Raw genomic sequence first — 3,039 nt, forward strand, 5'->3', positions numbered from 1 at the left:
GTAAGCGATCCATGAACCTCAGGCTTGCCCGCTAATCCACCAGACGGCATGATGCTGACATCGAGGCGAAGGCAGGTTGAATGAGTTGGAGGTGCTTAGCGGCGCTTTGCCGGCTTCGGGATGGGAGTGAATGCGATGCAGTTCACGAGGTTTATGCAGGCAAGCATCACATAGTTGTCTGTCGCTTCCGGATCGATCGCGGCCAGCCATTTATTGAGTTCGCCGGTAACGTAGGCAAGCAGCGGCTTTTCCGGGTGGGCATCGAGGTATTGCGCCAGGGCGCGCTGGCGTTGTGCCGGGCTCAGGCCTTCGTCAAAGCGCACGGTGGCGGCATGGCGTGCCATCTGCTTGTCCAGATCGTCTTCAGTAATCAGTGGCCAGCGCAAGCCCGACTGCTTCATCGACTGATAGCAGACGAACAGCAGTTCAAGCGCAAGCTCGATCTTTGCGAGCGAGACGCCCATGCGCTGGAGTACGATCACAGAGCCGAGCAGGTTCGGTTGTGTTTGAAACAGTTCGTCGCCCAAGTGCGCTTTTTGCGCGATGCTCATGGCACGTATGACGTTGATGGCGCCGGCCAGCGCCTCCATGGAGATGCGGCTCATTGCAGGAAGTCGGCAGCAGCAGCGTGCGCGTTGTCGCCCATCGCGCCTATATTCCAGGGTAGCAGCGCATCGACGTCATCGACTGTTTTCGCGGCAGGCAGGTCGCGCAGCACGCGCCGCAGCCACGTGTAAGGTTCCACCCCGTTCGCTTTGGCCGTCTCCAGCACCGAGTAGATGACGGCGCTGGCGTTGGCGCCGGCCACCGTGTCGCTGAACAGCCATGCCTTGCGGCCGACGACAAACGGGCGGATTGCGTTTTCGGCGCGGTTGTTGTCAATCGGCAGGTCGCCGCGCTCCGTATAGCGTGTCAGGCGTGGCCAGTAATCGCGCAGGTACGACAGCGCGGTGCCAAGCGCGCTCTTCGGCGTCACTCCTGGCAGCGTGTTGTCCAGCCAGGCGCGCAGCGCGGCCAGCGCCGGCACGCTGTGGATTTGCCGTGCCAGCAGGCGCGCCTCGTCAGTAGCGTCCTTGTGGTCGCGCTCGACGCCGTACAGCTTGCCGATCATGGCAACAGCCTCGTCGGCCAGCCCGCGCTTGCCTTTCGGCTGCACCTTGACGGCCTCGACGAACCGGCGGCGCACGTGCGCCCAGCAGACCAGCTGCTCAATGCCGTCGGTGCGCATCAGCTCGTTATAGCCGCTGTAGCCGTCGGTCATCACATAGCCCCGGTAGTCGTGCAACAGGCGCACCGGCACCTGCCCGCTGCGGCTCGCATCGTAGTCAAATACCACCACCGGCCGGCCCGGCGGCCCGCCCGTCTGCACCCACATGTAGCTGTTCGAGGTCGGCGCCTTGCCGGGCTCCTTGAGCACCTGCACGACCGTCTCGTCGACGTGCAGGAACGGCCCTTCCAGCAAGGCGTCGCGCATCAGGTTGAGCAAGGGTTGCAGCAGGCCGGCTGCGCCGATGACCCAGCGCGCCAGCGTCTGGCGCGACACCGTCACGCCATGGCGGGCCAGCACGTATTCGAAGCGGGCCAGCGGCAGGCCGTCGATGAACTTGACCACCAGCAGCATGGCCAGCAGGTCGGCGCTGGCGTTGCTCTTTGGAAGAGGCTGTGGCGGCAACGCCGCCGTGACCGGCGCATGCACGCTGCCAGGGCAGCCGTAGCGCCTGCGGATATGGCGCAGCACGCGCACCTGCATCGGTACCAGGTCGAGCTGCTCGCTGACGTCCTCGCCGATTTGCACCATTGGCGTACCGCATGGGCAGGTGCGTTCGGCGGCAGGCACGTCGTGCACCACATCGACACGTTTCAGCTCGGCCGGCAAGGGCGCGCGCTTGCCGCGCGCCGGCTTGGTGTTGGCCTTGCCATCGGGCTTGGTGTGCGGCACCAGAGGCGCCATGTCCTGCGTCGCATCGGTTCCGGCGGCCAGCACTTCGGCCTCGTCGAACAAACGCCCTTGGCTCGATGACTGCTCCGAGCTGGCGCCGAACATGCGGTGGCGCGCCAGCATGAACTGTTCCATCATGTGTTGCATGTGGTTCAGCGCCTGTGTCTTGACGTCGTTGTGTGCGGCAATGACCGAGTGCAGCAGCGCCGTCAGCGACGCCGCATCGGTTGGCAATACAGCCGGCAATGCCAGTTCTGGAAGACTGTAGCGCGGGGGCAGATTGGACGGTTTGGCGGTGGTGGAAGGCATGCCGTAGTTTACCAAATTTCGCTATGAAACAGAACTGAAATGCAGGGTTTTATGGGGTGGCTTTTGCCATACATCGAAGCCCTCCAGCAGCCATTCGAATTGCTGCAGCGTGACCCCTTGCGTGGCGCCGTCGGCGTCGCGCGGCCAGGCGAATTTCTCGGCCTCCAGACGCTTGAGCCACAGGCAGAAGCCGTTGCGATGCCAGTACAGCACCTTGATCTTGTTGCGCTCCCGGTTGATGAAGACGTACAAGGCGCTACCGAACGGATCGAGGCCCAGCGCCTGTTCGACCAGCACAGACAGGCCGCCGATGGACTTGCGGAAGTCGACCGGGTCGCGGCATAAAAACACCTGCTCGATGCGGCAGCCCGGATGCATCAGCGTGCTCCCGCGTGGGCTTGCTCAAGGGCCAGCAGCCACGCCGGCGACGGCAGTACCGCCAACTCCAGGCGCAGGCCGGAGCGCAGCACCAGCGTGCATGGTCCCGTCGCTGTGCCCGCTGCTGCATCGACCACACGCAGGGCGACGAATTTGTTAGCCGGGCCGCTATCGCCGCCATCACCCACTACGGCCGCCAGCTTCAGCTTGCGACGCCAATAATACAGCGACGCCAGCGTCAGGCCATGCCGCCGTGCGTACACGCTCGCCGCCGTGCCTTCGCGCCGACACGCCTCGACGTGTGAAGTCCAGAATTCGGTGTCACCTTCCATGCTTGCTCTCCTTAAAATTGAAACGGCAAGCATGCGGAAATCGGGATTAGGCCACAAGGCTGTGGTTCATGGAGCGCTTAC

At 63.7% G+C, this 3,039-nt stretch carries 4 protein-coding genes; all 4 read right to left on the reverse strand.

Annotated features, from left to right (window positions below):
• Positions 1 to 95: 95 nt before the first annotated feature.
• Genes F2P45_RS33865 through tnpA form a run of 4 tightly spaced genes read right to left on the reverse strand, consistent with a single transcriptional unit; the run spans position 96 to position 2,958 of the window.
• Positions 96 to 605, reverse strand: coding sequence for a hypothetical protein (locus tag F2P45_RS33865; protein WP_166882599.1), 510 nt, complete (start codon positions 603 to 605; stop codon positions 96 to 98).
• Positions 602 to 2,248, reverse strand: coding sequence for an IS66 family transposase (gene tnpC / locus F2P45_RS33870; RefSeq protein WP_166882600.1), 1,647 nt, complete (start codon positions 2,246 to 2,248; stop codon positions 602 to 604). Before tnpC ends, F2P45_RS33865 begins: the two co-directional genes overlap by 4 nt.
• Positions 2,249 to 2,269: 21 nt before the next feature.
• A complete protein-coding gene (gene tnpB / locus F2P45_RS33875) occupies positions 2,270 to 2,626 on the reverse strand; it encodes an IS66 family insertion sequence element accessory protein TnpB (protein WP_166882601.1) in 357 nt (118 codons plus the stop codon).
• Positions 2,626 to 2,958, reverse strand: coding sequence for an IS66 family insertion sequence element accessory protein TnpA (gene tnpA / locus F2P45_RS33880; RefSeq protein ID WP_166882602.1), 333 nt, complete (start codon positions 2,956 to 2,958; stop codon positions 2,626 to 2,628). The genes tnpB and tnpA overlap by 1 nt, the downstream gene beginning before the upstream one ends.
• Positions 2,959 to 3,039 lie beyond the last annotated feature (81 nt).

The organism is Massilia mucilaginosa, assembly GCF_011682145.1.
Taxonomy (GTDB): Bacteria; Pseudomonadota; Gammaproteobacteria; order Burkholderiales; family Burkholderiaceae_D; genus Telluria_A; species Telluria_A mucilaginosa.